Source organism: Bacillus aerolatus (assembly GCF_009183655.1).
Classification (GTDB): Bacteria; Bacillota; Bacilli; order Bacillales; family Domibacillaceae; genus Pseudobacillus; species Pseudobacillus aerolatus.
Genome location: NZ_WEIO01000011.1, coordinates 20,527 through 45,171, shown reverse-complemented (window position 1 = coordinate 45,171; position 24,645 = coordinate 20,527). Strand labels below are relative to the sequence as shown.

Below are 24,645 nucleotides of genomic sequence, written 5' to 3'. Positions count from 1 at the left end.
CTAGTTCTTGGCCGCTTTTTTATTTAAATGGACTGCAAAGCCTTTGAAATGGGCGTGCCACCGGAAATAAGATCAAAAGACCGGTTATATGTACGCTTTTCATCGAGCGAAGCAACAACTGTTTTCGCTACATCTTCACGCGGAATAGACGAACGCTCCAAATTTTCCGCTGCCATTATTTTTCCAGTACCGGCTTCGTTCAACAGCCCGCCCGGACGAATAATCGTGTACGTTAAGCCGCTCGCTTCTAACGCTTTGTCCGCGTAATGCTTCGCCGCATAATACGGACGGATAGCTTCGTTCCAGTTTTCTCTCCGGTGGGCCTGAAGCGCGCTTACCATGATGAATCGGCTGATACCCACCTTTTGGGCAGCTTCTACTGTTTTCACCGCTCCGTCCAAATCGACTAAAAGTGTTTTATCAGGACCTGTATGACCGCCGGATCCAGCAGTGAAAACAACCGCTTCACAGCCTTTTGCCGCTGCTGCGATTTCATCGACACTGCCTTCAAGACTAGCAACCGCTGCTTCCACTCCTGATTTTTCAAAAGACTCCGCCTGCTCCCGCTTTCTTACTAAAGCCCGTACTGTGTGCTCTTCACTTGCTTTCAACAATTGCACGACCTGCCGGCCAATTTGTCCATTGGCTCCCACAATCAATACCTTCATTTCTGCCTGACCCCTTTCTCATTCGATAAGTCTTCTCTATTATTTCAAAATTCGGATAACCCATCAAACTATACAGCCTAATGAGTAGTTACTGGCCACAACTCGATAAATACGAGCCACGCCAGGAGATTTACCGGCCGTCCCCGTCCTTCTCCCCCAAATTAAGACACAAGTTTCAAGCCAATAGCCGCCCCAAGCACCATCGCAATAAAGACGAGCCTTTTCCAATCTTTTGATTCGCCGTACAAAGCCATACCTAAAATGGCGCCGCCTGATGCACCGATGCCTGTCCAGATGGCATAGGCTGTGCCCATCGGCAAAGTTTTCATCGCCAAGGCAAGAAAAACAAAGCTTGCGCCAAACCCAGCCAGCATGAAAACGAACGACTGCCAATTTTTATTTTTATGAAGGCTGTTGATCATGACAACACCGATCATTTCAAAAACACCGGCTAACACAAGATAAAACCAACTCATGACGATTTCTCTCCTTCCGTATTATCTGTTACCAGCTTCAGACCGATCACTCCAGCTAACAGCACTAGAATCAATAGCAGCTTCACGATTTTTACTGGTTCGCCAAAAAAGAGAATTTCCGACAAAACAGTTCCTGCTGTACCCATCCCGACAAAAACGGCATACGCTGTTCCAACCGGCAGTTTATTTCCTGCCATAATTAATAAATAAAAACTCACAAAAATAGCCACTGCTGTTCCCGCCCATGTCCAAATATCATCGGCGTGTTTTAAGCCAATGACCCAAAACACTTCAAAAAAAGCGGCAATAAAGACTTTCGTCCATTCTTTCGTCATATCTTTCACTCCTTTCGTTATTAAAAACAAGAAAACCCGGAAGATTACACAATTGTATTGTCGTAATCTCCCGGGCTTTTATCCCTCCGTGTCACAGAAAGAATCTGTGCGCTTTCTCTCGGACCAGTCCGGAATGCTCCGCGGAACCCTAGAAAGCCTTGGTTATTTAATTTTCGGTAACATCTTTTAAGTTTAGCAACAAACAGCAATGTGGTCAATTCTTTTTATACTTAGGGAGCTGGAAGACCCAAACTCCAGAGATTAAACTTGAACTTCTGGTGAAGTTTTCCAGCCTGTTTTATCATCATCTTCAATAATTCCAAGCGTCACATCGGCAATTTCCGGTTCGCGCAGCAGCCGGTCCATAACGCGGAACTTAATGTCATCTGCTTCAGCAAGTGAAAGTCCTTTTTTCAGCTCTACTATGCCGTCTACATGGTAGACGCGGCCTTCCTGCATAACTCTCATTTTATAAATATCCACTACATCCGGATCGGTTAACAGCACGGCAGCCATTTTATTTTCCACTTCCATCGGTGCAGCTACTCCAATCAGCCCGACCATGTTATCATAGCCGACACGGAAAGCGACGAAGATCATTAAAAGGCCGATCAAAATCGTAATGATGCCGTCGACGACAAGTATGCCAAAAAATTGAGTAATAATGATGCCAAGCAGCGCCAGTATCGCCCCTGATGTCGCCACCAGATCCTCATAAAAAACGAGACGCGTCGCCGGAGAAGCTTTGCTCACGTTTTTAAAAGCGGCAGCAAACACATTTCCGCTTTTCTCCACTTGTGCCTCTTCTAAAATTTCTTTCATCGCTTTGAATAAAATAAACCCATCGATTACAATGGCTGCCAAGAGCACAAGAATGTTCAATAGAAAATCACTCGCTTCAGATGGATCCTTAATCAATTCCCACCCTTTCATAATCGTTTCATATGCCATAATCGTCACCACGATTACGGCAATCATGCAAAAAATATTGACGACTCGCCCGAAACCGGTCGGAAATCTTTTCGATGGCTTCATTTCAGCAAGTGCGCTGCCAAAATAAACAAAGCCTTGATTCACAGCATCGGCCAGTGAATGCATAGCCGAGGCGAACATCGTCCCGCTTCCGCTGAATGCAGCGGCCACTCCTTTTAAAATGGCGAGTACCGTATTGCCAAGTGCTGCAATGCCTGAAGAAGTGTTTCCTTTTTTTAATAGTTGAATAATGCCCATTTTCCGCCTCCCTGCTTTTTTATAGCTTTACCCAAGATGGCGTACTTTTTATCCCTTCATTTTTAAAAATGACAATTTCCTCAGCGCACAGTTATGTACTTTCCTGGTGGATGCTAATTTGAGATACATTGGAATTAAAAAAGAAAGGACAAATAACAAAAGTCCGCTTTATCTTTTGACAGCGGAATAAAAGATGCAAAAGTTAATAAATTTCCGGATGTTATTCGTTCTCGTTTTACTGTTAGCCGGATGTACAGATGCGGAAACGGAAGCAGAAGTTGCTTTATTGTATAAGGTTGAATGGACAGACGATACTAAAGATTAACTTTTGCTTCGATAAAAACGAAACTTTTTCCGCGGAAAGACCGTACTGCAATTTAAGAATTTGAAAAAAGGAGGAATTATTATGAATAACCATGAAATAGATTACAAGATTTATGGAGATGATATGCAGTTTGTGGAAGTGGAGCTTGATCCGCGTGAAACAGTCATCGCGGAAGCCGGCAGTTTAATGATGATGGAAGACGGCATTGAAATGGAAACGGTATTTGGCGACGGTTCTTCTAATCAAGGCAGCGGGTTAATGGGCAAGCTGCTCGGCGCTGGTAAACGCGTGCTGACCGGAGAAAGCCTATTTATGACGATGTTTACAAATGAAGGACAAGATAAAAAGCACGTTTCTTTTGCTTCGCCTTATCCAGGCAAAATCATTCCGATAGATTTAAGTGCGCTGAACGGAAAAATCATTTGTCAAAAAGATGCATTCCTTGCTGCTGCTAAAGGTGTCTCTGTCGGAATTGAACTGCAGCGTAAACTTGGCGCAGGATTTTTCGGCGGCGAAGGCTTCATCATGCAGAAGCTTGAGGGCGATGGCATGGCATTCGTTCACGCCGGCGGTACGATTCATAAAAAAACGCTGGCACCCGGCGAAGTACTGCGGATTGATACCGGTTGTCTCGTCGCGATGACAAGCGGCGTTAATTACAATATTGAAGCAGTGCGCGGCATTAAAACGGCTCTGTTCGGCGGCGAAGGTTTATTCTTCGCAACGCTTCGCGGGCCGGGAACTGTCTGGATTCAGTCACTTCCATTCAGCCGTCTCGCCAGCCGTGTGTTTGCTGCCATGCCTCAAAATGGCGGATCAAAAGGCGAAGGCGGAATCGGCGGACTGTTTGACATGTTTAGTGACAAATAATAAAACCGGTCCTTTCATTGAAAAGGGCCGGTTTTATTATTTTACTTTTTTCGATAACTGTAAAGCCGGGCAGCTGCTTCACCTTAAACTTGAACACTATATTGGTTTATCTACTTACATCAGGCTTTTACGTACTTGCTGTCAATTTTTATTCGCTCTCTAATTCCAACGGCCGCAAGCTTGCCTCTATTTCGTTTCGGCGAGGCTCAAGAAACGGAGGAAGAGCCAGCCTTTCTCCTAATGACTCGATCGGTTCATCTACATCAAAACCTGGTTCATCCGTCGATAATTCAAACAAAATATGATTCAGTTCCCGGAAGTAAAGGGCTTTAAAGTAATAGCGCTCTACTTTTCCGGAGTTAGGCAAACCGCTTTCCTCCAGCCTTTTTGCCCAATAATCATATTCTTCTATTGTAGGAACACGGAAAGCGACGTGGTGGACGCTTCCTCTTCCCGGACGTTCTCTCGGCAAGTCTGGCCTTGTTTCAATGTGAACTTCCGCTCCTGCTCCGCCCTCTCCCGTTGCAAAAACCTTAATATCCGGGAAATCACCGGCAAGCGATGGATAAGAACCGGCCTCTCTGAACCCCAGCAACTCTGTTAACACCCGAACAGTCGGTTCCGCATCCGCTACCGTTAAGGTGACCGGTCCGAGACCAACAATGCCGTGCTCCACAGGAATGTCGCTTTGATTCCACGGCTCGCCGGGAACCACTCCTTCTTCCCCGTTATCCGCCACTAAAATTAAGCGCGTGCCTTCATAATCTTGAAAAGCAAGCGTATCACGGCCGGCTCTTTTAACAATCTCTTCATGAGTAATGCTGTGCTGTGAAAACCGCTCTTTCCAATAGTGCAGAGACTCCGTGCTTTTGACGCGCAAAGACGTCGATGAAATACTGGAAACGCCCGGATACGTTCTACCCGCATTAGGAATATCAAAAAACGTAATTTCCGTGCCTGGGCTGCCTTTCGCATCCCCATAAAAAAGGTGATAAGACTGAGTGTTATCCTGGTTCACCGTTTTTTTAACGAGTCTCATGCCCAGCACTTTCGTGAAAAACTGATAATTTTTTTCTGCTTTCCCTGTTATAAGAGAAACATGATGCAATCCTAATAACTTCATTTCAATCAACCTTTTCATTTTTTAATTGGATGTTTTTCCCGCTGATAAAATAAAAAGCGATGACATCATGCCACCGCTTCTATTCATTCGTTTATATTACTGCATACCGTTTTTAACGGCTTGAGCGACAGTGACTGTGCGCTTTGCTTGATGTTTAACCGCTTCTTGTACATCTTCAACCATTTTTCCGTCCTGGTCCACTGAAACAGATGTGCCGTAAGGGTTTCCTCCGGCGGCAAAAACGGCATCTGCTGTATAACCAGGGGCGGCAACGATAGCTCCCCAATGATACATCGTAGTATACAATTGTAAGATTGTTTGTTCCTGTCCGCCATGCGCATTTTGAGCAGATGTCATCGCGCTTACTACTTTATTGGCCAATTTACCATGGAACCATAGCCCGCCTGTCGTATCTAAAAATTGCTTCACTTGGCCTGGGACATTACCAAATCGTGTAGGTACACTGAAAATAATGGCATCCGCCCACTCCAGATCAGCAAGTGTCACTTCAGCTACATTTTGAGTTTCGTCATGATGAGCTTTCCAGGCAGGGTTGGATTCAATTGCTGCTTGCGGAGCCGTTTCCGGAACCTTTAATACTTTTACTTCAGCACCTGCTTCTTTCGCTCCTTCTTCTGCCCATTTCGCTAACTGATAATTCGTACCTGTTGAGCTGTAATAAATAATAGCTGTATTCACATTTGACATTTGTTTCGTCTCCTTTTCATTTGAAGGTCCAAAAAACTTGCTAAACCATCCCATAACATACACCTACAGTTTTCACTTATTTATAACGAACTATGCTTAAAATTACCCTAACAACCAGCGCCTAAAACGACTTCTTCCAAAATCCTTAAATCATATATCTTGAATTCGAGATAATTATAAAACAGCCGTTCATTCTCTGTCAACGTTTTTGTTTTGCATAAGTAGTTGTCTATTACCACTTGTTTTTCTTTTATCTACAGATGAGGAACCTGTCTCTTATATAACGAATACATGGAAATAGAGAAAAATTCCAAGCGCAGACAGTTCATCCGGAAGCGGCAGCTTTTTCAGCAGTGACAGCAGTGAAGGAGGCACCGACTGAGACACTTTTTTCCTAATCGAAAAAGACCTGAAGCGGATAAATATCCGCTTCAGGTCTTTTTTTTTAACGGCCTTTTCGGCATAGCAGAAAATAGGCAGTGATTGCAGACAGATGGCAGCTTACCATAATAATGCCCATCGGCAGCGTTGTGCTGCCGGCGCCGATGCCAGCGAGTGGAGCAGCGGCAGCACCGAAAATATATGGCATAAGTCCAAGCAAGGCCGATGCACTTCCCGCTGTTTTTTCCTTATCACTCATAGCTAGTGAAAAGCACGTCGTTGCTACAACACCAACACTTGATACAGCAAACACTAACGGGATAAGAACGGCAATGAGATTTGCCCCGATCGCAAGCATAGTAAGCATAGAGCTGCTGCCGGCCAGCGCCATAAAAAGTCCCGTCTTCAATAAGGTTGATTCCTTTACTTTTCCAGCCAGCCGGCCAGTAAGCTGGGTAGCCACGACAATCCCTAGTCCGTTTATCGCAAAACATAGGCTGAAAGCTTGCGGCGATAGTCCGAAAAAATCCTGTAATACAAACGGCGAACCCGCTATGTAAGCAAACATTGCCGCCATCACAAATCCTTGCACGAGACAATAACCCATGAACACCTTGTCAGACGCTAACATTTTAAAAGTGAGTAAAGTCTGCTTCAAACCGCCGTTCGACTTCCGTTCAGCCGAAAGCGTTTCAGGCATCCCTGCAAACACCGCAATAAAAGTGATGACTCCAATGGCTGCAAGCACACCGAAAACTCCGTGCCACGACATAAACGCCAACAGCTGGCCGCCGGCGACTGGTGCTGCAATCGGCGCCACCCCATTGACAAGCATCGTCAGCGCAAAAAACTTCGTCAGCTCTGAACCAGAATAGAGATCACGGATGACCGCCCGTGAAATCACGATGCCGGCGGCTGCCGCTGCTCCTTGGATAAACCGCATAGCAATCAACCCCCAAATAGACGGCATTACCATACAGAGAACAGACGCAGCAGTAAATACAGCAAGCCCAGCCATAAGAGGCCCTCTTCTTCCCTTTGCATCACTCAAAGGTCCCGCTATCACTTGTCCGGAGGCAAGGCCAATTAAAAAAGCCGTCAAGCTGAGCTGAGCAACCGACGCCGATGCATGTAAATCACTCGCTAAAATGGGCAGAGCCGGCAGATACATATCAACGGACAACGGTCCAAACGCCGACAGCGATCCAAGCAGAAGCACCATCCACAGCCTGTTTGGCCGCCTCATTGCCTGCTTTTGCGGCAGTTGTTGTAATGCAGATTGTTTCAAGCTTTCTCCCCCCTGATTCTTATAGCGACAATCACGTCGTCTATTTTTTTCCATCATACACCATGTCAAGGCAGTGAACCAACCGGTCAGACTTTTTATCAGCCGTTTTTTCATTTACCATCCTTAGATGAATTTCACCAGCCATTTTCTTGATTCATTAGCTTTTCACTGCAACTCCTCTGGGGGATTACTGTTCAAGGTCCTGCCTTTCCGAACGCTTTTAGAATGGTGTATAATTAAAACGAAGAAACAGGGAAGCGGAGATGACAGGATGAAAACCATTGCGGATATTGCGAAGCTTGCAGGCGTGGCAAAGAGTACCGTCTCCAGGTATTTGAACGGCGGTTCGGTCAGCGAAAAAATGAAGCAGAAAATCGAAACGATTATTGAAGAAACCGGATACACGCCGAATACCTTTGCCCAAAGCTTGAAAGCAAAAAAAACAAATATGATCGGCACCATTGTTCCGCGCCTTGATTCGTATGAAACGTCACAAACCCTGACCGGAATTGATAACGAGCTGCGCGAGTGGAATTGCCATATGCTCGTTTCCAATACAAATCAGAATGTAGATCGTGAAATTGAAACTATTTATACGTTCGCAAAGCAAAAAGTTGCCGGTATCATTCTATTAGCGACCCAAGTAACTGATACGCATCTGCAGGCGTTCAGCGAAATTAATGTCCCGGTTCTCTTAGTGGGCCAGCAGCATGAAGACGTATACAGCTTAGTCCATAATGATGAAGAAGCCGGTTATGCGATTGGAAAATATATTATTGAACAAGGTCATCGACGCCTAGCCTTTTTAGGCGTCAGTGAAGAAAATATTGCTATCGGCTTAAAAAGAAAAGAAGGCTTTAAGCGGGCCATCAGAGAAGCGGGCGGCTGTGAAGTTCATTACTTCGAAACCGGCTTTACTATGAGTGAAGCGACGGCTGGCGCATTGGCGGTTTTTGATGGTTTCTTCCCTTCCGCCCTTATTTGTGCTACAGATGATATTGCCATTGGTGCGGTAAAAGCCGCTTATAAAAAAGGTATGCATGTTCCCGCTAACATATCTGTCACGGGATTTGGCGGCTACGATATAACAGCTATGATGAACCCGGCTTTAACAACCGTCAAACTCCACTTTATTGAAGCTGGAAAAACGGCTGCTCGAAATATTATACAGCTCGCAAACGGACAAGAAATCCCTAAGCTGACTTATTCGGGATTTGAGATCATTGCAAGAGAAAGCGTAGACAAACGATTCGTCCCCGGCTGATTGTCGTTCTGCATCTATTTCCTTTATAAAGATGCAGCAAAAGAAACAGTGCAAATTTTATTCAAAAAGAAATTTACACTTACTTCAATCCAGTTTGGGGCTTGTTTTCTACCCCCTTTTGGAACCGGTTCCTTTATTCCGGAACAAAAATACTGTTTTTTGCTCATTTTGAGGAACCGGTTCCAAATAGCGGTCTAATAAGGCTTGCTCCTTTAGCAAATAAAACGGATTTCCCCTCTTCCCTTACCTTTAAAAGCTGGCGGATCAGAGTAACCAGACTAGAATCCCTTTTTTCTTCCGCGAAATTCGACAATTTTATTTGGAGGTTATTATTCTAAAATATAAATACGTTTATTCTGAAGCATCAACATTCACTCCTTTTTGTATTTATATTCATTTCCCATGCATAAATGCTGCTGTATCAATGCTTCTCCCACTAGCCTTTTTGCCGTTTTCCCGTCTCTTCTTCACAAAAAAAGAGCTGGAAAATCAGCTCTCTTTTTCCAGCTCTTTTGCTAAATCATTCCTATTCAACTCTTCTATATGACTGCAAATTATTTTTGCATTTGCATCAATTCGACTCTTCCAGCTGCCTTGCTAATTATATTAAGACCTTTTATTTCCCGTCGATTACATTGCCTTCTGTCGGGATCGGATTCTCTTTTAATAACTTTGCAAAATGCATTAAGTTGTACGCCATGATTTTGGCGTGTTGCATCGTGAATTCGTTTTTGTATCCTTCGGCTTCAATGAACGATGGACCCGGACCCGCTTCTCCTACCCAGTACGTATCAACATTCGGCGGAATAGTCACCCCGATATGTGATAAGGCATAGATGATGTTACGGGAAACATGCTTCGCTCCGTCTTCATTCCCTGTCACAATGACACCACCGACTTTGTTGTAATAAATATATTGGCCTTTTTCATTTGTTAAACTGCTGCCGCCATAAAGTCTTTCAATAATTTTCGTAGTGATGCTGCTTTGATCGCCGAGCCAAATAGGCGAACCGATAATAAGAATATCTGCTTTCTTCACTTTTTCAAAAATCATTGGCCATTCATCTTTTTCACTGACAGCTTCTGCCGTAACTCCTACTTCAATATTAAAATCGTTCATTGTTAAAATTTCTGTAGAAACATCATTCGCTTCCATAATCTTCGTTACTTCTTCAATCAATGCCTGTGTATTTGAAGTCTCTCTGCTTGGCTTTAATGTGCAGTTAAGCACAAGTGCCTTAATCATCATTTGCACATTCACTCCTATAAGAATAATGTTCCCTTACTGTTCCCTGATGCATCTATTCCAAACAAGCGAAACCACTCGCCAAGTCTATTTTGCCCTCTGAGCCCCGGAAAGCTTCGTTCATCATTTTGATCATTTTGTCCACCATTCCATCTACCGAAAAAAAGAGGGCATCCTAAAAGCTTGGCTTTTAGGACACCCTCTTTCATTCTATATTTTTTCTACCTCATTGCTTCCATGCATCACCCGCAATTTTCACTACGTGGTGGACTTTCTCCCCCTGCTGTTCTTCCGTTAAAAGATTTCCTTCTTCTGTGGAAGCGAAGCCGCATTGCGGGCTCAGGCAAAGCTGGTCGAGACTGACATATTGGCTCGCTTCTTCAATTCTCGCTTGAATGTTCTCCGGCTTTTCCAGCTCGCCAAACTTAGAAGTGATCAACCCGAGCACAATTTGCAAATCTTCTCTATTGACGTGCTTCAATGGTTCAAATCCGCCTGAACGTTCGTCATCAAATTCAAGGAACAGACCATCTACATCAAGCCCTCCGAAGATAACTTCAGAAACGCTGTCATAGCCGCCGCTTGCTGTATATGTAGATTTAAAGTTTCCGCGGCAAATGTGCATCGTGATGACCATATCTTCCGGTTTGTTGGCAATCGATTCATTATTGTTATAGGCATTTGAGGCTGGTCGAATACAAAATATACAATTCCGATGAAATAAATAAGAATAATCTATTGACATCTATATTGTTTGAATATTATGATAAGATCAATCGAATAAATCTTATCAAGAGAAGCTGAGGGACTGGCCCGGTGACGCTTCAGCAACCTCTGTCTAAAGACAGGATGGTGCTAATTCCAGCAAGAAACTTCTTGAAGGATAAGAGTGAATACATCCATGTCATTCCTCTTTGCTTTCGAAAAGGGGAATTTTTTATTTTTTATAACTGCAACGAGGAGGCAGCTTTCATGACAGCAGAAGAAAGAAACCGGAAATTTGAAACAAACACAGTTCACGGCGGACAAATACCGGACCCTGTAACAGGTTCAAGAGCCGTACCTATTTATCAGACGACTTCTTACGTATTCCAAAGCACAGACCACGCCAAAAAACTTTTTTCATTAGAAGAAGAAGGAAATATATATTCACGGATGAGCAACCCGACAGTTGATGTGTTTGAAAAAAGAATGGCGCTATTGGAAAAAGGAACGGGGGCAGTCGCAACTTCAAGCGGTCAAGCCGCTATTACACTCGCCTTGCTGACACTGGCAAGCGCAGGAGATGAAATTGTCTCTGCTTCAAACATATACGGCGGCACGTACAATTTATTTGCCTCCACATTTGCCAATTACGGGATCACTGTCAAATTTGTGGACGGAACAAATCCCGAAAACTTTAAAGCAGCGATCACTGATAAAACAAAAGCCGTCTTTGCTGAAACAATCGGAAACCCGAGCCTGCACATCCTGGATACAGAAGCTGTGGCAAACATTGCTCATGACAACGGTATTCCGCTCGTAATTGACAATACGTTTGCTACTCCTTTCGTCAACCGTCCGATCGAATATGACGCTGATATCGTCGTACACTCGGCGACTAAATGGATTGGTGGACACGGAAATGCGATTGCCGGCGTGATTATTGACAGCGGCACGTTTGATTGGAATAATCCGCGGTTTCCGCAATTTACGGAACCCGATAAAAGTTACCACGGCGTTCGGTTTGCTGAAGATTTCGGAGATAAAGGCTATATAACGAAAGTGAGAGCTCAATTGCTGCGTGATTTCGGCTCAAGCCTCAGTCCGTTCAACGCATTTTTACTCCTTCAAGGGCTGGAATCATTACATGTCCGCGTAGAGAGGCACAATGAAAATGCCGCAAAGCTGGCCGAATACTTGGAAAAACATCCGGCCGTTTCATGGGTGACCTATCCTGGCCTTCCAAGCCACCCTTCTCATGAACGCGCAAAAGAAGTACTGGAGAACGGCTTTGGCTCTGTTCTTGTTTTTGGAGCCAAAGGTGGGCGCCAAGCGGCAGAAAATGTGATTGACCAAGTTAAGCTCTGGTCTCACCTGGCGAATGTCGGTGATGCTAAATCACTCATTATTCATCCAGCTTCAACGACTCACCAGCAGCTGTCTGACGAAGAATTAAAAGCAACAGGCGTGACGGAAGAATTAATCAGACTTTCCGTAGGCCTGGAAGCTATTGATGACTTAATTGAAGATTTGGATCAGGCTTTGCAAAAAGCTGAAAAACAGCAAAAAGCACCTTCTTTTGCTTAGCTGCACGATCAGATGATTGAACATATGGAGGGGAAAAATAATGGCAAAAAAAAGAATTTATTTAAATGCGTTTGATATGAACTGTGCTGGACACCAATCCCCCGGCTTATGGACGCATCCTGAGGACCGCTCTTCCACTTACAAAGATGCAGAGTATTGGGCACACTTGGCTAAGTTATTGGAAAAAGGCCGTTTTGATGCGATTTTTCTAGCTGATGTTTTAGGTACATATGACGTGTACAAAGACTCACGCGATCCCGCTGTGCAGAGCGGTGCCCAAGTACCGGTAAATGACCCAGCTTTTGTCGTTCCGATTATGGCGCAGGCAACAAAGCATCTCGGATTCGGGCTGACGGCTTCTGTCAGCTACGAGCACCCTTACACATTTGCAAGGAGAATCTCTACGCTAGACCACTTAACAAAAGGCCGGATTGGCTGGAATATCGTCACCTCTTACTTGGACAGTGCCGCGCGCAATTTAGGCCTTGACCGGCAAATGAGTCACGATGAACGATACGACATGGCCGATGAATATTTAGAAGTGGTTTATACATTGTGGGAAGCCAGCTGGGAAGACGATGCGGTTATTATGGATAAAGAACGCGGCATTTACACAGACCCTGCGAAAGTTCACGACATTCGGCACAACGGAAGATACTATCAAGTGCCCGGCGCTCACCTTTGCGAACCTTCACCGCAGCGGACTCCGGTTATTTTTCAAGCTGGTGCTTCATCCCGCGGCCGGAAGTTTGCAGCCAAACACGCAGAACTCGTTTTTATCGCTTCCACATCCATGGAAAAAACGAAAAACACCGTCACCGCTTTTAGAGAAGAAGCTTTAAAAGCGGGGCGTGAAGCAGATGAATTGAAAATCATTACAATGATTACTCCGATTGTCGGTGCCACAGAGGAAGAAGCGGAAGCAAAGTACAAAGAGTATAAAAAATATGCAAGTTACGAAGGTGCACTTGCTCTTGTCGGCGGCTGGACAGGTGTAGACATGGATGGGCTGAAACCGGGCGAAGAAATTCAATATGTTCAAAACGATGCTATCCGCTCAACCTTAAAATCCTTTTCCCACTTAACAGTTGAAGAAACGGCCGACTTTGTCGGTGTCGGCGGATTTGGACCAGTCGTTGTCGGTTCTCCTGAACAAGTGGCGGACTCGCTTGAAGAGTGGGTCGATGTAACGGGCGTTGATGGATTTAACGTGGCTTATGCCATAACACCTGGCACGTTTGAAGATTTTGTTGAATACGTAGTGCCGATCTTGCAAGAGCGCGGATTAGTGCAAAAAGAATATGGCGAGGGTACATTCCGCCGTAAATTGTTCAACAGCGATCACTTGCCGGCCCATCACATAGGCAAACAGCAAAAGGAACAGCTATTCGCCGCAGAAAGCCGCGCTTAACATATTCACCAAGGCTATGTAAAAAAGCCTAGAGATTACACAATTATATAATGGGGGAAATAAAGATGAAATATGGATTTTGGCTGCCTATCTTTGGCGGATGGCTTAGAAATGTAGAAGAGGAGCAAATGCCGCCGACGTTTGATTACGCAAAGCAAGTCATCCAGTCTGCTGAGAAATGGGGCTATGATACGACATTGATAGCAGAATTATATTTAAACGATATTAAAGGAATTGAGCATGATTCTTTAGAAGCGTGGTCAACGGCGGCGGCACTGGCGGCTGTTACAGAAAAAATCGAAATTATGACAGCCGTGCGGCCCGGCTTCCACAATCCTGCTGTTGCAGCAAAGATGGCAGCAAATATTGATCATATATCAAACGGCCGCTTCACTTTAAATGTCGTTTCAGCTTGGTGGGAAGAAGAGGCAAAACAATATGGCGGAGTATTTACTGCACACGACGAGCGATATGACCGCACAGAAGAGTTTATCGATATTTTAAAGGGGTTATGGTCGGAAAACACCTTTACTTACAAAGGGGAGTTTTATAATATCCAAAATGCCCGGCTGGCGCCTAAGCCGGTACAGCGGCCAAATCCGGTTCTGTATGCAGGAGGCGAAAGTGAACGCGGCAAACAGGCGATCGTTAACAACTGTGATGCCTACGTCATGCACGGAGGCACAGTGGAAGAAGTCGAAATAAAAATTAATGATATGAAAGCACGCCGGGAAAAAGCAGGAAAAGATCCGCTGCAATCATTCGGCATGGCTGCCTATGTCATTTGCCGCGACAGTGAAGAAGAAGCTTTCGAAGAGTGGCAGCGTATTACGGACGTAAAAGAAACAGACGGCTACGCCGGATACAATGATTTCGTCAGCAAATCGCAGCTTGAGCAGCAAGTGAAGCTGAATGATTACTCGGTTTCCAATCGTGGCCTGCGCCCGAATTTAGTGGGCACTCCGGAACAAATTGCCGAGCGTATTCTCGCTTACGAAGAAGCTGGCGTCGACTTGCTCCTGCTCCAGTTTTCTCCGCAGTTGGAGGAGATGGAGCGGTTCGCCAAAGACGTCATGCCTTTAGTAGAAGAAAAACGGCGCTCTTTACAAGTGGAAGGAGTATTGTAAATGACAGAAAAAATTTATATCATCCATGAAAATGACGAATGGACGGTTCATTTAACGAAGCGGCTCGATGAATTGCAGCTTCCTTACGAACAATGGCATTTGAATGAAGGTATAGCGAATTTAACTTCCATCCCGCCAGAAGGCATATTTTACAGCCGGATGAGCGCCTCTTCCCACACGCGGGGCCACCGATTTGCGCCAGAGTTAACGGAAGCAGTACTCGCTTGGCTTGAACAGCACGGACGGACAGTATTAAACGGCAGCCGTGCTCTCCGTCTGGAAGTAAGCAAAGTGAATCAATATACAGCTCTGCAATCTGCCGGCATCCGCACACCAAAAACGATTGCGGCTGTGGGCAAAGAGAACATTATTGAAGCAGCAAAAAAGCTGCAAGTGTCTTCCTTTATCACGAAACATAACCGGGCCGGAAAAGGGCTTGGCGTCCAACTGTTCCATTCCATCGATGCGCTGTCTGAATACGTCAACGGCCCAGCATTTGATCCGTCTGTTGACGGCATCACACTCGTGCAGGAATATATCCAGGCCTCTGAACCGTATATTACCCGTTGTGAATTTGTCGGCGGCAAATTTGTCTACGCCGTCCAGGTCGACACATCAGAAGGCTTTGAACTTTGCCCGGCAGAAGCATGCCAAATTGGCGACTTGTTTTGCCCGGTCGGCGAAGAAACACCGGAAAAGCCGAAGTTTCAGGTTATCGAAAACTTCCAAGATCCGATTATTGAAAAATACGAAGCATTTCTTAAACAAAACAATATCCAAGTTGCCGGTATTGAATTTATCCGCAATGAAGCGGGAGAAATTTTCACTTATGATGTCAATACAAACACAAACTACAACCCTGATGCGGAAGCAGCCGCTGGCAAGTATGGCATGCTGGAAGTCGCAAATTATTTAGGAAGCAAACTGCAACAAACAAATCGCAATCTCGTTAAATAACGATGAAAAAAGCTAATCGCCTACCCGGACGATTAGCTTTTTGCTTTTCACTTCTGTTTAGCTCCATGTTTTTCGGTACCATGCGGCAGCCGTTTCTACTTCTTTAAAAGTCAGCTGATGACCGCTGTTTTCCCAGTGAAGCTGTACATCGGCATTGGCTTCTTCCAGCAACGATTGAAGCTCTTTCGATTCTTCCGGCGGACAAATCGGATCGTTGCTGCCTGCTCCGATAAACACAGATTTTCCAGTTAAATCCGGCAGATCAATGCCTCTTCTCGGCACCATTGGGTGATGGAGAATCGCACCACGTAACGCATCCTCATAATGGAACAACAAGCTTGCTGCAATATTTGCTCCATTTGAATAACCAACTGCTACAATATTATTTCTGTCGAATTCATACTTTTCTGCCGCTTCATCGAGAAATTCGTTTAATTCTTTCGTGCGAAAAATAAGGTCTTCTTCATCAAACACACCTTCCGCCAATCTTCGGAAAAAACGGGGCATGCCATTTTCCAGCACATTTCCCCGGACGCTGAGGACTGACGCCTCCCCGTCTATTTCTTTTGCTAAAGGCAAAAGATCTTGTTCGTTGCCGCCTGTTCCATGAAGTAAAAGCAACGTTGGCTTTGAAGGCTGCTTGCCTTGTTGAAATATATGTTTCATCCTTTTCTCCTTTCGATGTGCATTCGTTATTTCGGTCTTTTCAAAGGAAAAATCTCCCCGACTTTGGCGTAGTCGGCACCGGCTAAACGGCTCACTGCCTTTAATTCGCCGTGATTAATCTTTCCGTTTTCATAAACGTCTTCTTCAAAATGAAACAAAACGACTTTTCCAATGAGCAAATCACTGGCAGGAGTATCCTCTCCTCCGAGTTCAAACGCATGCTCAAGCACACATTCCATCCGAATCCTTGCTTCTTTTATCCCCGGCACAGAGATGTTTGTGCTGTCGACAGGAGTCAAGCCCGCCAAATCTATTTCACTTTCATCAGGCGGCAGAGTGGCCGCTGTTTCATTGATTTTTTCCACGTTCGCTTCATCGACAATATGAACAACAAATTCTTTTGATTGTATGGCATTGCGGGCGGTGTCTTTTTGCTCTGCACCTGTTCTTTGAATCGCCAATGAAACCATTGGCGGATTAGCAGAGACGATATTAAAGTAACTAAAAGGCGCCCCGTTAAGCGTACCGTCCTTCGTCTTCGTTGTTACGAAAGCAATGGGTCTTGGCACGATGCTTCCAATCATTAGCTTATAATTTTCTTTCACATTGTTCGCTGTTGGATCAATCGAAATCATAGTCACCACTCCTTATGAAATCATCTTGAATTCGAGATAATTCTAAAACAAAAGATGGATAATTGTCAATCAGGGCATCTTTTTAAAAGATTAAAACTGCTTGTTGACTCTCCCGTTACGTCATACTTTATATTGAACGTATAAGGGAGGCAAAAGCATGGCAAAGAAAATTAAAGAAGTCGCAAATATAGCAGGCGTCAGTGTACGCACACTGCATCATTATGATGAAATTGAGTTATTAAGTCCGAAGAAAACGGCCGATTCCGGTTACCGACTCTATACGGATGAAAACCTTGAAACATTGCAGCAAATCCTGTTTTTTAAAGAACTCGGCTTCCCTTTAAAGAAAATAAAAGAAATAATCAGCAGTCCTTCATTTGACCGCCGCGAAGCGTTAAAGCTGCACCGGAAAATGCTTATAGAAAAGCGCCGCCGGCTCGATCAAATGATCACAACAGTTGAGAAAACGATCCAACACTCGGAAGGAGAGATTTACATGTCCAATAAAGAAAGGTTTGAAGGCTTTGATTTCAGCCATAATTCATATGAACAGGAGGCACGAGAACGCTGGGGCGATAAAACAGTTGATGAGTCGAATGCCAAAATGGGAAACATGTCTAAAGAAGAGAAAAACGATCTTTCTGCAGGAATGAATTCGATTTACACAAAACTTGCTGCTTTGCGCCATACTTCACCTGCTTCAGAAAAAGCGCAGGCAGCTATTAAAGAATGGTATGACTTTTTAAACAAAATTGGCAGCTACTCGCTTGATGCCTTTAAAGGATTAGGCCAGATGTACGTTGATGATGAACGCTTCACAAAAAACATCGACCAGTTCGGTGAAGGTTTGGCAAAATTCATGTGTGATACCATGGCCATTTATGCAGATAACAACAAAAAATAACAAAAGTCAAAATATTCCATATTTATCAAAACAAAACACATTGTTGAATTTTTTGTGAAGTTCGGAAATTGTAAAAACTAACATTTGCTATCTCGCTGAAAAATTGTTTAAATAATTATATGTGTTTAAAAATAAAGCAAAAGACATTGTTTTTTGCAGAAAAATTATTTTGATAAAGGCGGCAAGAAAATTGAATACAACAAAACCATATAGAGTTTTATTATATTATCACTATGTTCCTATTGCTGATCCCGAAGAATTAGCCAGCGAGCACTTGGAACTTTGCAAAGAAATCGGGTTAAAAGGACGCATTTTAATTTCTTCGGAAGGAATTAACGGCACCGTATCAGGAACCGTCGAACAAACGGAGAAATATATGAATGAAATGAAGAAAGATCCACGCTTCGCTGACATGGTTTATAAAACCGACGAAGCGGATGAGCACGCATTTAAAAAAATGCACGTGCGTCCGAAAAAGGAACTCGTAACATTACGTTTGGAAGATGACATTAATCCTTTAGAGCTTACCGGCAAACATTTGGAGCCAAAAGAATTTTTCGAACAGATGCAGCAGGAAGATACCGTCATCCTTGATGCCCGCAACGATTATGAATATGACCTCGGTCACTTCAGAGGCGCTATTAAGCCAGATATTACAAACTTTAGAGATTTGCCGGATTGGGTCCGCCAAAACAAAGATAAGCTTGAAGGCAAGAAAATTCTAACGTACTGCACGGGCGGCGTCCGCTGCGAAAAATTTTCCGGCTGGCTATTGAAAGAAGGCTTTGAAGATGTGGCCCAGCTTCACGGCGGAATCGTCACATACGGCAAAGACCCGGAAGTACAGGGAGAATTATGGGATGGGCAATGCTACGTATTCGACGAAAGAATCAGCGTTCCTGTTAATCAGAAAGAGCACGTCATTGTCGGCCGCGACTTCTTCTCGGGCGAACCTTGCGAACGCTATGTGAACTGCGCTAACCCGGAATGCAATAAAAAGATTTTAACATCGGAAGAAAATGAGCATAAACATTTGCGCAGCTGCTCACATGAATGCCGCGTACACCCGCGAAATCGATACGTCGTTGAACACGGTCTCACAGAAGAGGAATGGCAAGAGAGAGTTGAACAACTGAAAGAACAGTAATGAAGAAAAAACCGTCTTTACTTCTTTAGTAGAGGCGGTTTTTCTTTGCGTTGCTTTAGCGTGTCACCGCGTTTCTATTTTATTGTTTTTTGACGTTAGTGAATGTTTTTGCGCGATTACTTTTTACATCACACACTATTTTTTGTAAGCGCTCTCAACTATTTATTTGATTCATATAATATATGAGGAATTATTGAGGGAGGAGTTTAATCATGAATATGAAAATGCCAACGGACAACAACGAATTGCCTTCATCTATTTCATTTGATTTATTTACAAAAATTCAAGAGCATGAGCAAATATTATGCTGTAATGATCCGGACACCGGCTTAAAAGCGATTATCGCCATTCATAACACGACACTCGGTCCCGCGCTCGGAGGCACGAGAATGCGGCCTTATAAATCATTCGATGAGGCGTTAAAAGATGTGCTGCGCCTATCAAAAGGCATGACGTACAAATGTGCTGCAGCTGATCTCGACTTCGGCGGAGGAAAAGCGGTGATTATCGGCGATCCTAATAAAGATAAAACACCGGAAATGTTCCGGGCGTATGGACAATTTATTGATTCTTTGAATGGTCGCTTTTACACGGGAACCGACATGGGAACGGTGCTGGACGATTTTGTCCACGCCCATAAAGAAACGAATTGCATCGCCGGTCTGCCGGAAGAATACGGCGGCGGCGGGGAAACGTCTATCCCGACGGCGCTCGGTATTCTATACAGCATTCAAGCAATGGCCAACAGCTTATGGGGACATGAAAATTTAAGCGGGAAAAAGTTTGCGATTCAAGGCCTCGGAAAAGTCGGCTTTAAAGCAGCAGAACATCTGCTTAAAGAAGGAGCCGATTTATATGTGACAGATATCAGCGATGAAGCAGTCAGCCGGTTAACAAAAAGAGCGAAAGAACTCGACGGCCAAGTCATCGCTGTTAAAGGTGAGGAGATATATGGAACAGATGCGGACATTTTCGTTCCGTGCGCTATTGGCGGTATTCTCAATGACGAAACGATTGAACAATTAAAAGTAAAAGGCATTGCCGGAGCAGCCAACAACCAGTTGGCTAATGACGATCATGCGCTTGTATTAAAAAACAAAGGCATTTTGTATGCGCCGGATTACATCGTCAACAGCGGCGGCGTTATTCAAGTAGCGGACGAATTGTACGGTCCCGATAAAAACCGTGTGTTAAATAAAACAAAAGCAATTTATCATTCGATCCTGGAAGTACTGTGCCAAGCTGAAACTCACGATATCACGACAGTAGAAGCAGCCCACCAAATTTGTGAAAATAGACTAAAGGCACGAAATAAAAGAAACAGCTTTTTTTCTCCAAATAAACGGCCAAAATGGCAAATTCGCCAATAATTATTACTTTTCCATCAAACCAGCCGCTGCTTATGACAAGCAGCGGCTGGTTTGATTTAAGCTTTATGTGAGGCTGACTGGCCGGCTGCTTCCTTCCACGCTTGCAGCAGCACTTTTTCACGCTCACTATTTATCCCTGCTTTTCGTTCACCTATGACAAAGTGTTTTCACGTTTTTTATCACTATCCATTCATCAACTAGTATCTTCTCCGCCGCAGCTCTTGTATTAATAACACGGCTGCGATGACAATGATGACCATCGTGAAAATGATCGCTGCAGTCGAAATTGTAGAGATAAATACGACAAGACCAGCCACTTGCAATACTGCCACATTCAAGCCGACAAGAAAACCTTTTTTATAATCTTTACGGCCGGCAATAAGCATTTGTAGAGTGATGAAGTTGCTAAGCAGAAAAATGCCTGCTGCAACGGCATAATCCGCAGAAAAAATACTCGTTCCTTCTTGCGTCCCAAAAAGCGCAAACATCGCAATCGGAACTGCTGCCAGATTGACAACAATGAAAGTTAACACCCAAGTAAACCAGAACCACGCTTTATTCATGATAAAAAACTCCTCTTTTACCGTTTCAAAAATAAATATGTTTCTATTTATTTTGACTGATTTACTGATAAGACACAACAATTATGGACAGCGAAATTAAAAAAGCAGAAGCTGCTTATCCGTGCAGCTTCTGTCTCTCTTATTTTCGAATAGAGGCATTGATAGACCGTTCCATTTTTCTTAAATACAAGCGGGTGCCAAACCAGAATAAACAGTAAATAATAGTAAAAGTGACAAAACTAAGAATGATCGGAACTGCTGCTAAAGGAATCCAGCCAATGTAAACGGCGAGTGGGTAATAGACAAAAAGTGAAAGAACAAAGTGGATTGATGTAGCCTTGAGCAAACTCCACGACTCAATATCAAAAAGCATGGAAGCTGTCCCAAAATAAATACCGATCACGATACTGCCGAGCATGTTCAGCCAGATTTGCGAAACAGATGCTTCTACATCATTCAACATCATGACAGTCAGTGCAATGAACGTCAGAATGCCTGCTATACTGACCCCAACCGATGACCGTTTTAAAAATTCAAACATATTTTTTCATCCTCCTGTCGTTAATTTTTCTTTCATCGTCTTTACGTATTTTCTCGACACGTATTCTTTATTGCCTGATTTAAATGTGATGCATAAATTTCCGTTGAAGAACAACTCAAAATGTTTAATTTGATCTAGATTACCGATGACCGATTTGGAAAAACGAGTAAACTGATTTTCATCCAGTATTTCCTCAACCTCATACAGTTTCATCTTCAGTTCAACGGAACGTCCGCTTAATACAGCCATCACCTTCCGTCCATCCGCCTGCACATAATCAATTTCATCCGGCTGAATGACAATCGACTGGCCGTTCATTTCCCCCACGAGCCGCTTTCTCCGCGGCCCTTTTAACCATTTGACAATCGCTTCAAGTTCCTCTGTCCACTCTTTGGCGTGAATGGTAATGGAAGGCTCCTCATGCTTATCACTCATGTCGATTTTAATATCCACCGGCTCACCCCCTCTGTATATAGTATAGTCCGCCTTTGCTTTTATTGGCTGAAAATGGCATAACCCGTTAATTTTTTGTTATAACATGCGTGAAAAGTGGCAGAGTTTACAGTTAAGTAGATTCTAATCCATGCATCCCTTGACAAAACTTCAAACGAAAAGAAGAATAAAAGGAAGACAACCAGATAGGAGCGGCTAAAAATATGCGTGCTTTTGTTTATGTAATTGTTTTTTTCTCGTTTTTTGATTTGTTTACCCAGCTGCCGATTATGAGTCCTTTTGCCGAGTCTCTCGGCGCTACTCCATTGTTAACTGGACTTGCTGTCGGCATGTATTCTTTCTCTAACACAATTGGAAATATCTTTTCCGGGTTTTTAACTGATAAAAAAGGGGCATTTCGAATTTTATTGACCGGGCTGTTGTTAACTGGTGCGGCCCTGCTGCTTTATCATTTGGCTGTAGACGCCTGGTCACTGCTCGCTATTCGTTTTTTACACGGGTTATTGGCAGGCTTAATTGTGCCAGCGGCTTTCACTTATTTGGCTAACGCAGCGGCAGAAGGAAAGAAAGGTAAAGGAGCAGCCATTTCGGGTGCTTTTGTTGGTCTCGCAGCTATTGTGGGGCCGGCATTCAGCGGGATTGTGGCCAGCAGAACAAGTGAAACTACTGTTTTGACCGTTACAGCTGTGTCGCTGCTTATATTAGGCATGCTTGCTCTGTTCTTTTTACGCACAAATACGAAAACAGCACCGAAAGAAGAACAAAAAGAGAAGATGACAGTGCTTGCTTTTTTTCAAAATGCAAACGTTGTGAAAGCATTTATCGGGGCATTTCTGCTTATGTTTTCACAGGGAGTGCTCGCTTATATGCTGCCGCTGAAAGTGATTCACCTCGGCTATGATGCCCAGACGAGCGGCATGCTGTTAAGCGTATTCGGCATAATGGCCATTCTTGTATTTCTTCTGCCGATCAATACTGTTTTTGACCGGGTTAAGCCGATGTGGACGCTGGCGTTTGGCATGACGGTGATGGGAATCAGCCTCGTTTTAATCAGCCAGATGGGAGTCATTCAGTTCCTTTATGTATGCATGGCATTGTATGGAATTGGCTTTGCCTTTTTATTTCCGTCGCTCAATTCGTTATTAGTCAGCGCTGTTGTACCAGCTCACCGCGGCAAAGCGTATGGCTATTTTTACGCGTTTTTCTCATTCGGCGTTGTCGCAGGTTCTGGAGTAACCGGCCTGCTTGAGTTCACGGCATCAGAAGGCTTTCTGTTTACGGGAGTTTTGTTAATTGCAGCAGCAGCCGGCAGTCTCCTGAAAGAACCGCCAGTCATAAAAGAAAGACAATCTTAACAGGCGGCTTCTATTGAAGCCGCCTGTTAAGACAAGATGAGTTGCACGCCTGCATTTGCAGCTGTTACGGCAAATTGCGCGAGCCCTGCCCCTGCCATTAACCCCGTCACGCTGCGCAGCCCATTCAAAAAAGCAGCCCTGACCGTAGGACTGCCCTTCTTTCAAAGAAAGTTATTTCATTTCTTCGCCAATGATTTTTGCTTCTAACTCAAGCTCTACCCCGAACGTTTCTTTTACTTTCTTCCGCACCATGTCAATTGTTGCAATGTAATCCGAAGCTGTGGCATCATTTTTGTTTACGATAAAGCCCGCATGCTTCGTGGATACTTCAGCGCCGCCGACACCTTTCCCCTGCAGTCCGCTGTCTTGAATCAGCTTTCCTGCGAAGTAGCCCGGCGGCCGCTTGAACACACTGCCGACGGATGGATATTCGAGCGGTTGTTTGGATTCTCTTTGGAAAGTAAAATCATCCATTTTTTCTTTAATCTCTGCCGGATCGCCAGCTTCTAGAATAAACACCGCTTCTAGAACAATATCGTTATTTTTACCGATAATACTTGTACGGTAGCCGAGTGCCAATTCATCCTTCTTTAATGTGCGAAGTTCGCCTTTTTGAGTGACTACTTTCACGTGGTCAATCACATCTTTTACTTCGCCGCCGTATGCTCCGGCATTCATGACCATCGCTCCGCCGATTGAGCCGGGGATCCCGCAGGCAAACTCCAGTCCAGCTAAATGATGTTCGAGCGCCAAACGGGAAGCGTCTTTAATATTGGCGCCCCCTTGAGCAATTAACTTGTTTTCTTCGATACGCAGCTCGGTCAGGTGTTTAAACTGCAGCACGATACCGCGAATACCGCCATCGCGGACAATGACATTGGAGCCGTTGCCAAGAAGCATAAACGGCACGTTATACTTTTCTTTTAAACGAATCACTTCAGCCACTTCTTCATATGTTTCAGGCATAACAAAAAAATCAGCTTTGCCGCCAATTTTCACTAACGTATGACGTTTGAGCGGCTCATCCCGCAACACATTCTTTTCACCACAAATACGAATCAGTTCTTTATAAATGTCTTTATTCAGCATATGTTTATACCTCGTTATATTCTAGTTAGTATGGAAAAATGCAGAGAGATATTCGCTCTTTCCTCTTCCATTCTAATCAAAAACAGCCAATTTGGAAAGGGAAGCAGTGCTTGCAATTTAAGAGATTGTCTCTTTCAGCCACACGCTCACTCACCCCACTTCTGCCTTTGGATGCTGAAACTAACTGACCGCTGCTTATAATACATATTTGCTGAATCGTTACT

General features: G+C 44.1%; 24 protein-coding genes, 2 pseudogenes and 2 riboswitches. Of the genes and pseudogenes, 11 read left to right on the top strand and 15 right to left on the bottom strand.

Going from position 1 to position 24,645, the window contains the following annotated elements; genetic code table 11:
* Positions 1 to 23: 23 nt before the first annotated feature.
* The 4 genes from F9802_RS16220 to F9802_RS16205 all read right to left on the bottom strand — a co-directional run bounded on the left by F9802_RS16220 (position 24) and on the right by F9802_RS16205 (position 2,709).
* Positions 24 to 668 carry an SDR family oxidoreductase gene (locus tag F9802_RS16220; protein ID WP_152153832.1) on the bottom strand — a complete coding sequence of 215 codons (645 nt, stop codon included), beginning with the start codon at positions 666 to 668 and terminating at the stop codon, positions 24 to 26.
* A gap of 161 nt (positions 669 to 829) precedes the next feature.
* Complete coding sequence (locus F9802_RS16215; protein ID WP_152153830.1) at positions 830 to 1,144, bottom strand: DMT family transporter; 315 nt, start codon at positions 1,142 to 1,144, stop codon at positions 830 to 832.
* On the bottom strand, positions 1,141 to 1,479 hold the full coding sequence (locus F9802_RS16210; RefSeq protein ID WP_152153828.1) for a DMT family transporter: 339 nt from the start codon (positions 1,477 to 1,479) through the stop codon (positions 1,141 to 1,143). Before F9802_RS16210 ends, F9802_RS16215 begins: the two co-directional genes overlap by 4 nt.
* Positions 1,480 to 1,544: 65 nt before the next feature.
* Positions 1,545 to 1,642, bottom strand: a riboswitch (guanidine-I (ykkC/yxkD leader).
* 98 nt (positions 1,643 to 1,740) lie between these two features.
* A complete protein-coding gene (locus F9802_RS16205; protein WP_152153826.1) occupies positions 1,741 to 2,709 on the bottom strand; it encodes a cation diffusion facilitator family transporter in 969 nt (322 codons plus the stop codon).
* A 193-nt stretch (positions 2,710 to 2,902) separates the two neighbouring features.
* Here F9802_RS16205 and F9802_RS20105 point away from each other — a divergent pair, with 193 nt between their 5' ends.
* Positions 2,903 to 3,034, top strand: coding sequence for a hypothetical protein (locus tag F9802_RS20105; RefSeq protein ID WP_263862316.1), 132 nt, complete (start codon positions 2,903 to 2,905; stop codon positions 3,032 to 3,034).
* Between the two features lie 81 nt (positions 3,035 to 3,115).
* Positions 3,116 to 3,904: a TIGR00266 family protein gene (locus F9802_RS16200; RefSeq protein ID WP_152153824.1), complete on the top strand. Its 789-nt coding sequence runs from the start codon at positions 3,116 to 3,118 to the stop codon at positions 3,902 to 3,904.
* 148 nt (positions 3,905 to 4,052) lie between these two features.
* Here F9802_RS16200 and F9802_RS16195 read toward each other — a convergent pair whose 3' ends face one another.
* The 3 genes from F9802_RS16195 to F9802_RS16185 form a co-directional block, all read right to left on the bottom strand.
* Positions 4,053 to 5,027, bottom strand: a complete 975-nt coding sequence (locus F9802_RS16195) for a ring-cleaving dioxygenase (RefSeq protein ID WP_152153822.1) — start codon at positions 5,025 to 5,027, stop codon at positions 4,053 to 4,055.
* 96 nt (positions 5,028 to 5,123) lie between these two features.
* Complete coding sequence (gene wrbA, locus F9802_RS16190; RefSeq protein WP_152153820.1) at positions 5,124 to 5,735, bottom strand: NAD(P)H:quinone oxidoreductase; 612 nt, start codon at positions 5,733 to 5,735, stop codon at positions 5,124 to 5,126.
* A gap of 445 nt (positions 5,736 to 6,180) precedes the next feature.
* On the bottom strand, positions 6,181 to 7,362 hold the full coding sequence (locus F9802_RS16185; protein ID WP_152154021.1) for a multidrug effflux MFS transporter: 1,182 nt from the start codon (positions 7,360 to 7,362) through the stop codon (positions 6,181 to 6,183).
* A gap of 313 nt (positions 7,363 to 7,675) precedes the next feature.
* Here F9802_RS16185 and F9802_RS16180 point away from each other — a divergent pair, with 313 nt between their 5' ends.
* Positions 7,676 to 8,668: a LacI family DNA-binding transcriptional regulator gene (locus F9802_RS16180; RefSeq protein ID WP_152153818.1), complete on the top strand. Its 993-nt coding sequence runs from the start codon at positions 7,676 to 7,678 to the stop codon at positions 8,666 to 8,668.
* Positions 8,669 to 9,284: 616 nt separating this feature from the next.
* On the opposite strand, the gene F9802_RS16175 is transcribed toward F9802_RS16180, so the two are convergent.
* A complete protein-coding gene (locus F9802_RS16175; protein ID WP_152153817.1) occupies positions 9,285 to 9,917 on the bottom strand; it encodes a flavodoxin family protein in 633 nt (210 codons plus the stop codon).
* 223 nt (positions 9,918 to 10,140) lie between these two features.
* A pseudogene (locus F9802_RS16170) lies at positions 10,141 to 10,581 on the bottom strand (5-methyltetrahydropteroyltriglutamate--homocysteine S-methyltransferase); the annotation flags it as partial.
* 117 nt (positions 10,582 to 10,698) lie between these two features.
* Positions 10,699 to 10,804, top strand: a riboswitch (SAM riboswitch).
* An 82-nt stretch (positions 10,805 to 10,886) separates the two neighbouring features.
* On the opposite strand from F9802_RS16170, the pseudogene F9802_RS16165 reads away from it, so the two are divergent.
* The 4 genes and pseudogenes from F9802_RS16165 to F9802_RS16150 form a co-directional block, all read left to right on the top strand.
* Positions 10,887 to 12,170: pseudogene (locus F9802_RS16165) on the top strand (O-acetylhomoserine aminocarboxypropyltransferase/cysteine synthase family protein); the annotation flags it as partial.
* Positions 12,171 to 12,243: 73 nt separating this feature from the next.
* A complete protein-coding gene (locus F9802_RS16160; RefSeq protein ID WP_152153810.1) occupies positions 12,244 to 13,614 on the top strand; it encodes an LLM class flavin-dependent oxidoreductase in 1,371 nt (456 codons plus the stop codon).
* 65 nt (positions 13,615 to 13,679) lie between these two features.
* The gene (locus F9802_RS16155; RefSeq protein WP_152153808.1) at positions 13,680 to 14,741 is read left to right on the top strand and encodes an LLM class flavin-dependent oxidoreductase; all 1,062 of its coding nucleotides are present in this window, start codon (positions 13,680 to 13,682) and stop codon (positions 14,739 to 14,741) included.
* Positions 14,742 to 15,698 (top strand): ATP-grasp domain-containing protein, encoded by a 957-nt coding sequence (locus F9802_RS16150; RefSeq protein WP_152153806.1) that lies wholly within the window; start codon positions 14,742 to 14,744, stop codon positions 15,696 to 15,698.
* Between the two features lie 57 nt (positions 15,699 to 15,755).
* Here F9802_RS16150 and F9802_RS16145 read toward each other — a convergent pair whose 3' ends face one another.
* Together F9802_RS16145 and F9802_RS16140 are read right to left on the bottom strand one after the other, a co-directional pair.
* Positions 15,756 to 16,364 carry an alpha/beta hydrolase gene (locus tag F9802_RS16145; RefSeq protein WP_152153804.1) on the bottom strand — a complete coding sequence of 203 codons (609 nt, stop codon included), beginning with the start codon at positions 16,362 to 16,364 and terminating at the stop codon, positions 15,756 to 15,758.
* A gap of 26 nt (positions 16,365 to 16,390) precedes the next feature.
* Positions 16,391 to 16,999, bottom strand: coding sequence for a flavin reductase family protein (locus tag F9802_RS16140; RefSeq protein ID WP_152153802.1), 609 nt, complete (start codon positions 16,997 to 16,999; stop codon positions 16,391 to 16,393).
* Between the two features lie 157 nt (positions 17,000 to 17,156).
* Here F9802_RS16140 and F9802_RS16135 point away from each other — a divergent pair, with 157 nt between their 5' ends.
* From F9802_RS16135 to F9802_RS16125, 3 genes are all read left to right on the top strand, one after another.
* Positions 17,157 to 17,903, top strand: a complete 747-nt coding sequence (locus F9802_RS16135) for a MerR family transcriptional regulator (RefSeq protein ID WP_152153800.1) — start codon at positions 17,157 to 17,159, stop codon at positions 17,901 to 17,903.
* A gap of 190 nt (positions 17,904 to 18,093) precedes the next feature.
* Positions 18,094 to 19,050, top strand: a complete 957-nt coding sequence (gene trhO / locus F9802_RS16130; protein WP_152153798.1) for an oxygen-dependent tRNA uridine(34) hydroxylase TrhO — start codon at positions 18,094 to 18,096, stop codon at positions 19,048 to 19,050.
* A gap of 212 nt (positions 19,051 to 19,262) precedes the next feature.
* Positions 19,263 to 20,420: a Leu/Phe/Val dehydrogenase gene (locus tag F9802_RS16125; protein WP_318636120.1), complete on the top strand. Its 1,158-nt coding sequence runs from the start codon at positions 19,263 to 19,265 to the stop codon at positions 20,418 to 20,420.
* A 197-nt stretch (positions 20,421 to 20,617) separates the two neighbouring features.
* Here the strand turns inward: F9802_RS16125 and F9802_RS16120 are convergent, their stop codons facing one another.
* The 3 genes from F9802_RS16120 to F9802_RS16110 all read right to left on the bottom strand — a co-directional run bounded on the left by F9802_RS16120 (position 20,618) and on the right by F9802_RS16110 (position 21,977).
* Entirely contained in the window at positions 20,618 to 20,983 is a 366-nt protein-coding gene (locus F9802_RS16120) for a hypothetical protein (RefSeq protein ID WP_152153796.1), read from the bottom strand.
* A 139-nt stretch (positions 20,984 to 21,122) separates the two neighbouring features.
* Positions 21,123 to 21,524, bottom strand: coding sequence for a DUF3021 domain-containing protein (locus tag F9802_RS16115; RefSeq protein WP_152153795.1), 402 nt, complete (start codon positions 21,522 to 21,524; stop codon positions 21,123 to 21,125).
* Between the two features lie 6 nt (positions 21,525 to 21,530).
* Positions 21,531 to 21,977, bottom strand: a complete 447-nt coding sequence (locus F9802_RS16110) for a LytTR family DNA-binding domain-containing protein (RefSeq protein ID WP_152153793.1) — start codon at positions 21,975 to 21,977, stop codon at positions 21,531 to 21,533.
* A 203-nt stretch (positions 21,978 to 22,180) separates the two neighbouring features.
* Between F9802_RS16110 and F9802_RS16105 the strand changes: the two genes are divergently transcribed.
* On the top strand, positions 22,181 to 23,332 hold the full coding sequence (locus F9802_RS16105; protein WP_152153790.1) for an MFS transporter: 1,152 nt from the start codon (positions 22,181 to 22,183) through the stop codon (positions 23,330 to 23,332).
* Positions 23,333 to 23,503: 171 nt separating this feature from the next.
* On the opposite strand, the gene murB is transcribed toward F9802_RS16105, so the two are convergent.
* Complete coding sequence (gene murB, locus F9802_RS16100) at positions 23,504 to 24,421, bottom strand: UDP-N-acetylmuramate dehydrogenase (protein ID WP_152153789.1); 918 nt, start codon at positions 24,419 to 24,421, stop codon at positions 23,504 to 23,506.
* Positions 24,422 to 24,645: the final 224 nt, after the last annotated feature.

What these genes read in the sequence shown, in the direction of transcription:
- F9802_RS16220 (WP_152153832.1), bottom strand. Translation starts at nt 668, where the DNA reads ATGAAGGTATTGATTGTGGGAGCCAATGGACAAATTGGCCGGCAGGTC.
- F9802_RS16215 (WP_152153830.1), bottom strand. Translation starts at nt 1,144, where the DNA reads ATGAGTTGGTTTTATCTTGTGTTAGCCGGTGTTTTTGAAATGATCGGT.
- F9802_RS16210 (WP_152153828.1), bottom strand. Translation starts at nt 1,479, where the DNA reads ATGACGAAAGAATGGACGAAAGTCTTTATTGCCGCTTTTTTTGAAGTG.
- F9802_RS16205 (WP_152153826.1), bottom strand. Translation starts at nt 2,709, where the DNA reads ATGGGCATTATTCAACTATTAAAAAAAGGAAACACTTCTTCAGGCATT.
- F9802_RS20105 (WP_263862316.1), top strand. Translation starts at nt 2,903, where the DNA reads ATGCAAAAGTTAATAAATTTCCGGATGTTATTCGTTCTCGTTTTACTG.
- F9802_RS16200 (WP_152153824.1), top strand. Translation starts at nt 3,116, where the DNA reads ATGAATAACCATGAAATAGATTACAAGATTTATGGAGATGATATGCAG.
- F9802_RS16195 (WP_152153822.1), bottom strand. Translation starts at nt 5,027, where the DNA reads ATGAAGTTATTAGGATTGCATCATGTTTCTCTTATAACAGGGAAAGCA.
- wrbA (WP_152153820.1), bottom strand. Translation starts at nt 5,735, where the DNA reads ATGTCAAATGTGAATACAGCTATTATTTATTACAGCTCAACAGGTACG.
- F9802_RS16185 (WP_152154021.1), bottom strand. Translation starts at nt 7,362, where the DNA reads ATGAGGCGGCCAAACAGGCTGTGGATGGTGCTTCTGCTTGGATCGCTG.
- F9802_RS16180 (WP_152153818.1), top strand. Translation starts at nt 7,676, where the DNA reads ATGAAAACCATTGCGGATATTGCGAAGCTTGCAGGCGTGGCAAAGAGT.
- F9802_RS16175 (WP_152153817.1), bottom strand. Translation starts at nt 9,917, where the DNA reads ATGATGATTAAGGCACTTGTGCTTAACTGCACATTAAAGCCAAGCAGA.
- F9802_RS16160 (WP_152153810.1), top strand. Translation starts at nt 12,244, where the DNA reads ATGGCAAAAAAAAGAATTTATTTAAATGCGTTTGATATGAACTGTGCT.
- F9802_RS16155 (WP_152153808.1), top strand. Translation starts at nt 13,680, where the DNA reads ATGAAATATGGATTTTGGCTGCCTATCTTTGGCGGATGGCTTAGAAAT.
- F9802_RS16150 (WP_152153806.1), top strand. Translation starts at nt 14,742, where the DNA reads ATGACAGAAAAAATTTATATCATCCATGAAAATGACGAATGGACGGTT.
- F9802_RS16145 (WP_152153804.1), bottom strand. Translation starts at nt 16,364, where the DNA reads ATGAAACATATATTTCAACAAGGCAAGCAGCCTTCAAAGCCAACGTTG.
- F9802_RS16140 (WP_152153802.1), bottom strand. Translation starts at nt 16,999, where the DNA reads ATGATTTCGATTGATCCAACAGCGAACAATGTGAAAGAAAATTATAAG.
- F9802_RS16135 (WP_152153800.1), top strand. Translation starts at nt 17,157, where the DNA reads ATGGCAAAGAAAATTAAAGAAGTCGCAAATATAGCAGGCGTCAGTGTA.
- F9802_RS16125 (WP_318636120.1), top strand. Translation starts at nt 19,263, where the DNA reads ATGAATATGAAAATGCCAACGGACAACAACGAATTGCCTTCATCTATT.
- F9802_RS16120 (WP_152153796.1), bottom strand. Translation starts at nt 20,983, where the DNA reads ATGAATAAAGCGTGGTTCTGGTTTACTTGGGTGTTAACTTTCATTGTT.
- F9802_RS16115 (WP_152153795.1), bottom strand. Translation starts at nt 21,524, where the DNA reads ATGTTTGAATTTTTAAAACGGTCATCGGTTGGGGTCAGTATAGCAGGC.
- F9802_RS16105 (WP_152153790.1), top strand. Translation starts at nt 22,181, where the DNA reads ATGCGTGCTTTTGTTTATGTAATTGTTTTTTTCTCGTTTTTTGATTTG.
- murB (WP_152153789.1), bottom strand. Translation starts at nt 24,421, where the DNA reads ATGCTGAATAAAGACATTTATAAAGAACTGATTCGTATTTGTGGTGAA.